The organism is Fusibacter sp. (assembly GCF_057447755.1).
In genome coordinates this window covers 1-6361 of record NZ_JBVBZF010000206.1, presented here as the reverse complement: position 1 = coordinate 6361, position 6361 = coordinate 1, and the positions used below count along the sequence as shown (strand labels likewise).

General features: G+C 40.3%; 5 protein-coding genes. 1 reads left to right on the top strand and 4 read right to left on the bottom strand.

Annotated features, from left to right (window positions below; translation table 11 throughout):
* Nucleotides 1–6 precede the first annotated feature (6 nt).
* From AC220I_RS16520 to AC220I_RS16510, 3 genes are read right to left on the bottom strand one after another with little or no spacing between them, the layout of a single operon-like run.
* Nucleotides 7–1821: a thiamine pyrophosphate-dependent enzyme gene (locus AC220I_RS16520; RefSeq protein WP_486724963.1), complete on the bottom strand. Its 1815-nt coding sequence runs from the start codon at nt 1819–1821 to the stop codon at nt 7–9.
* Between the two features lie 45 nt (nt 1822–1866).
* Nucleotides 1867–2253: a YybH family protein gene (locus AC220I_RS16515; protein ID WP_486724962.1), complete on the bottom strand. Its 387-nt coding sequence runs from the start codon at nt 2251–2253 to the stop codon at nt 1867–1869.
* Nucleotides 2254–2313: 60 nt separating this feature from the next.
* Nucleotides 2314–2904: an NUDIX hydrolase gene (locus AC220I_RS16510; protein ID WP_486724961.1), complete on the bottom strand. Its 591-nt coding sequence runs from the start codon at nt 2902–2904 to the stop codon at nt 2314–2316.
* Nucleotides 2905–3017: 113 nt separating this feature from the next.
* Between AC220I_RS16510 and AC220I_RS16505 the strand changes: the two genes are divergently transcribed.
* Nucleotides 3018–4574 (top strand): ABC-F family ATP-binding cassette domain-containing protein, encoded by a 1557-nt coding sequence (locus AC220I_RS16505; protein WP_486724960.1) that lies wholly within the window; start codon nt 3018–3020, stop codon nt 4572–4574.
* 110 nt (nt 4575–4684) lie between these two features.
* Here the strand turns inward: AC220I_RS16505 and AC220I_RS16500 are convergent.
* Nucleotides 4685–6361: methyl-accepting chemotaxis protein (locus AC220I_RS16500; protein ID WP_486724959.1), on the bottom strand; the 1677-nt coding region annotated here is incomplete at its 5' end.

Here is a 6361-nt window from a genome sequence, read left to right as displayed (position 1 = left end):
TTCATCTTACGCCTCCTCTCTTGTCGATTTAATTGCATTTACCGGGCATACCTGTGAGCACACAGAACAACCAACACACATTGACGGGTCTATAGAAGACTTGAGCTTATCAATCCCTTCATAGGCTTTCATGTGAATTGGTGGACAGTTTGTTTTGACACAGCTTCTACAACCGATGCAAATGCTTGGGTCTACATAGTAAATAGGCTCTTTTATTTTATATTTTAGGGCACATGGTCTCGTCGTAATGACGATACTGAGGCCTTTATATGCAATCTCGCCATCAATAATCTGTTTAGCTTCCTTATAAGCGAACTGATCGACAACCTTAACCCGTTCAAATCCCATAGCCTCTATCAATTTTGGCATATCCACATGCATGTCATCACTTTGATTATACACACCTGAGCTTGCCGTTGGCTGTCCGCCTGTCATGGCAGTTGTTGCATTGTTCAAGATGATCAGGGTCATGTTCTCTTCTGGATCTAACTGATGTAGTAAATTCACAAGACCCGTCATGCCCGAGTGATAAAAAGTGCCATCGCCTATGACTGCCACAAGCGGTTCGTTTTTATTGGCAAGTTGATGTGCCTTGCTAATCCCCTTCATCATGCCAATGGAAGCCCCCATACTAATGACTGTATCCAGCACTTCTAGGGGATACAATATGCCCATGGAGTAACAGCCGATGTCGCCAATAACATTTTTTTTAGATTTTTTGAGAATATCAAATACAGGTCTATGAGGACAGCCAGCGCAGAACATGGGCAATCTGCCAATTACTTCTTCTGAAGTTTGGTCGTGACTTTGAAGCGCATGGTGACTCAAATCATTTTTAAGGAGATTTGCTTTTTCAAAACCAGCCCTAATGTCTTGAATATCCAGCTCTCCTGTAAAAGAAAAATATTCTTTTCCACAACACTCTATACCCGCAAGCTTAAGCTGGTCTTCTATAAATGGCATCATTTCTTCTATGACAATGATGCTTTCATAAGTCTTTGACAGCTTTCTAATAGCCTCAATCGGCAATGGATATACCATACCCAGCTTGTAGACACTATAAGGGAGTTCTAAGGCTTTATAATGCTCATAGACCAATCCAGATGTGATGATAAGAACCTTTGAGTCCTCTAATGCCTCATAGCGATTAAGACTTATAGCATCTTGTTCCAAATCCTTCTGTAGGGCAAGAATTCGATCTTTCATATGGTATTGCTTATCAAAGGTATAGGGTGGGATCATCCCAAAATTGGAAATATCCCTTTCGAAGCCTTTGATACTATGTTCTATCCGGTCTTCAATAAAGACATGACTTCTACTGTGACAAAGCCTTGATGTAATTCTAAGCATCACAGGCGTCTGATATTTTTCACTAATTTCAAATCCAAGCTTGGTCATTTCTTTTGCCTCTTGGCTAGTGGAAGGATCTAAAACCGGCATATTGGCAAATTTTGCAAACAGCCTGTTATCCTGTTCATTTTGAGAACTCGCCATCCCTGGATCATCTCCGGAGACCAAGATAAAACCGCCTTTGGTCTTGGTTTGCGTAAAAGTCATTAAAGGATCTGCCGCAATATTGACGCCAACATGCTTCATGGCAACCAGTGTCCTTGCACCAGCCATGCTACTGCCAATACCAACCTCTAGGGCTACTTTTTCATTTACAGAAAATTCAGCGTATCCTGCCTTATGATGCCTTTTTATGGTGTCGATAATTTCCACCGTTGGCGACCCAGGATAACTTGTCGCAACATGTCCGCCTGCTTCATAAAAACCCCTTGCGATGGCTTGATTACCCGTCATCAGTTTCTTATTGTCCATACTACCCCCTTAATATTTGGATGATACATCCAAAATCCCCTATGTTTAATTGCCAGTATCCAGTTCAATTAACCAAGTGCCATCCATTTGCTTCCGCCAAATGGTTGTGTAACGTCCACTTGCTTCAACCAGTTTTCCCGCTTCATCCACATAAGTTCTCACATAATCACCATATGTATAACCAAGTGTGCCACATGTAGAGACACTGGCATCGATTGGCGTCCAAACAAACTTGAGTTGGTTGAGTTTAAACAGACCTGTCATGGCTTCCCTAATCATGTCATGGCCTCTAATGATGTCTCCCTTGGCATTGACCATGATACCATCCTCTGCAAATTGCGTCACCCAAGCTTCAATGCCCCCTTGTCCAACCGACTTGCAAAAGGCTTCATCCAGTTTCATTAAATAGGCTTTCACTTCTAGAGCATTCATCTTCTATGGCCTCCTTTTTACTTTAATAAGATTACCCCATTTTATTTCCTTCTAACATATTCAGAACTCGCCCTCGATAAATGCATTTAGTTTAAAGAAATTCTCAAGGATAAGGGCAGACCTGATGCTGATTTCTTCATTTGATAAAATATCTCTTGCCATAGCCCGATCGACGATGACAATATCTGCATCCTCATGCTCTGATTGATAGGCCTTGGTTGGCGTTCCAGAATAATAGCCATAAGCCACATTGACACGTTCATTCACTATGCCGACAGAGACATACCTCGCCCTTGATATGTGCTTAGGTTCAAAGATCAACCCGGTTTCTTCCTTAAATTCTCTTACACTGGCATCTTCGATATTTTCACCTTCATCAATCAGGCCTGCTGGAAACATATAAATGTACCTGCCTGCTGACACCCTGAACTCTTTGATCATCACCACACAGGTTCTCTCATAATTACTTGCAACGATCATGGCCCCATCCGTAAAGACTTCCCCCTCATAAATTTCACGCTCAAGGCGGTCAAGTCCCGCTCTTGAGACGAGTTCCCAATAGGCTTCATTGCCATTTTTAGTTAAATAGTGTATGCCGTATGCCTTTAGATATTTCAATGTTTCAAGTGGTTTAATACTCTTTATTTTCATATGGACCGCCTCACTTTATATAATTTAAAAAATTTTCGAATTATTTTTGCTTTTTTAACATCTTTTATTATATAATATCAAAGGACTATTGGGACTTAAAGAAAGGATTTTATATGAGTATTTTAACTGTAAAGAATTTGAGCCACGGCTTTGGCGATCGTGCAATATTTAATAACGTATCTTTTAGACTCTTAATGGGAGAGCATATCGGACTCATTGGCGCCAATGGTGAGGGTAAATCCACTTTTATGAATATCATAACCCATAAACTTGAACCAGATGAAGGTACCATAGAATGGTCAAAACGCGTACGTGTTGGTTACTTAGACCAGCATACTGTCCTTGAAAAAGGCATGACGATAAAAAATGTACTCGACAATGCCTTCAAATATCTCTTTGATTTAGAAGCAGAAATGAACGACATGTATATGAAAATGGGTGACGTTGATGAAGATGAGCTTAACCTTTTAATGGAAGAAGTTGGCACAATCCAAGATATTTTAAACCACAATGACTTTTATGTCATCGATGCAAAAGTCAATGATATTGCAAGAGGCCTCGGCCTTTTGGACATTGGTCTTGATAAACCTGTTGAAAGTCTTAGTGGTGGTCAACGTACTAAAATTCTTCTGGCGAAGCTCCTTTTAGAAAAGCCAGACATCCTCTTGCTGGATGAGCCGACAAACTACTTGGATGAAGAGCATATTGAATGGCTTAAGCGTTACCTTCAAGAATATGAAAATGCCTTTATCCTCATTTCACATGATATACCATTTTTAAACAGCGTCATCAATCTCGTTTATCACATGCACAATCAAGAACTCAACCGTTATGTTGGGGATTACGATAACTTTATGAGAATCTTTGAGGTAAAGAAGAAACAGCTTGAATCTGCTTATAAGCAACAGCAACAAGAGATTTCTGAACTTGAAGACTTTGTTGCAAGAAACAAGGCGCGTGTTTCCACTCGAAACATGGCCATGTCAAGACAGAAGAAATTGGACAAAATGGATGTTATTGAACTAGCAAGAGAAAAGCCAAAACCTGAGTTCAATTTTAAATTGGCACGTACCAGTGGTAAGCTTCTTTTTAAAGTAACCGACCTGGTGATTGGCTATGATGATCCATTATGCAGTCCGCTAAACCTCCTTATGGAAAGAGGTCAAAAGATTGCCATCACAGGTGCAAATGGTCTTGGAAAGACCACCTTACTCAAGAGTATCATCGGTGAAATCAAAGGCTTATCTGGTCAAGTAGAGCTTGGTGAGTTTCTCCACATAGGTTACTTTGAGCAAGAAATAAAAGATGCCAACTACAAGACTTGTATTGAAGAAGTATGGGAGTCTTTCCCTTCATTAACGCAATATGAGGTTAGAGCAGCACTTGCAAAGTGTGGCTTGACTACGCAGCATATCGAAAGTAAAATCGTAGTTTTAAGTGGCGGCGAGCAAGCCAAAGTAAGACTCTGTAAACTCATCAATCGAGAGACCAACTTCTTAATTCTGGATGAGCCGACAAACCACTTGGACGTTGATGCTAAGGCAGAGCTCAAGAGAGCGCTTCAAAGCTACAAGGGCTCCATATTACTCATCAGCCATGAGCCTGAATTCTATAGAGATATTGTAACCGATGTCTGGAATTTGGAGGAATGGACCACAAAAATCGTATAATAAAATTTGTTAATGCCATATTAAAAGAGCACACCCTCCACAATGTAAAGTGGTTTGTGTGCTCTCTTTTTATTTGATGATTTAATATTGCCAATTAATGCCTTAAACGCTTAAACTGTAAATCTCTGAATGATTTCTGTTAAGGTATTTGCAATTTTACCCACATCTGTGGCATTTTCTTGAATACTGCGCATCAAATCAGCTTGAGTATCCATTGTCGCATAGATTTCTTCTGCAGCCGCGGCATTTTCTTCAGTAACTGCTGATATGCCATCTATTGATTCAATTGCCTTATCTTTGTTTTGATCTACATTTTGAACGCTTACCGTAATATTATCCAGTTGCTTAATCGTATCAATCATGGATTTTTCAATCGCTTCAAAAGCGGACTGAACTTTCTGTAAAACGCCTTCCGAAACCTCAATCGCTGAGTTTGCATGCTTCATGTTGGTTTCAGTATCGCCAATCTCCCCTAGGATTTCATTGATAATTTGATCAATCTGCAAGGTTGATTTTGAAGTCTCTTCTGCTAACTTCCTGATTTCATCGGCAACTACTGCAAAACCTCTGCCAGCTTCACCTGCTCTAGCTGCTTCAATCGCTGCATTAAGTGCCAATAGGTTGGTCTGCTCAGCGATCTGCTGAATGGTATTTGTGATCTGGACAATAGACGATGATTTTACAGTTAAAGTGCCTACGTTTTTATTTAAGCTTGCATTGGCTTCTTTTGTGCCCTTAAATTTCTCATCGAGCTCACTGATGAGCTTGACACCAAGTGTATTATTCTCAGAAACTTCACTTGTATAGCCTCTTAAATGCTCTGCACTTTTTACGCTTAAGTTGATTTCATTGGCGAGACTGCCCATGTTCATAGCAGCTTTTTGAGCATCTTCAGCTTGCTCTGTTGCCCCTTTAGCAAAATCAGCAACCGTTTGTGTCACTGCGTCAATCCCTTCTCTACCTTCCGAAACAATGGTGTTCAACTCGTTGTAGGAACCCGTTAGGAGCTTAGAATCCTCATGCATTTCGCTGATCAACTCTCTCAATACATTTCTTAAATTGGCTATTGAACGCGCTATGATGCCACGTTCATCCTTGTAATTCACAAGATAATCGTAAGAATCATCGTTTCTGATATTGAGATTGGACGTCTTATCCACCAATTCGGCCAATGCCAAAATTGGTTTTGAAATTGAGTTACTTGTGATAAATGAAACGGCAAAACCGATCCCAAGTCCGACAATAATAAATGCGGATAATAAGATTAGTACTCTTCTCACATCCTCTTGTACGATTGTTCTTTCATTTAAGATAAAGGCATCGATATCATCGATGTAATTACCAGTACCAATAATCCAGCCATATGGCTCATATAATTTGACATAAGCACGCTTTGGAAGGGCTTCCTCTTCACCAGGTCTTGGGAAGTAGTAATCATAGAATCCCTCGCCATCTGCTTTGGCGATTTTGATAAAGTCTTGGATAATCATATTGCCCTGTTTATCTTCTAGATCAATTCTAGTCTTGCCTTCTACATCTTCTTTTCCTAATAATACAACGTTGACACCATCAAGTGTATCTGCCCAAAAATAGCCACTTTCCCCATACTTGGCATTTCGGATGACATCTCCGGCAACGGTTTTAGCTTCCGAAGGTGTTAGAGTTCCTTTTTTCACCTGATTTTCGATTCCCTCTAGCTCTGACACGATGATCTCGACCTGACTCTTGATGTTCATGTCATAGTTATTGCGCATTTGTTTTTCAAGTTGATCCAAACGGCTCATATT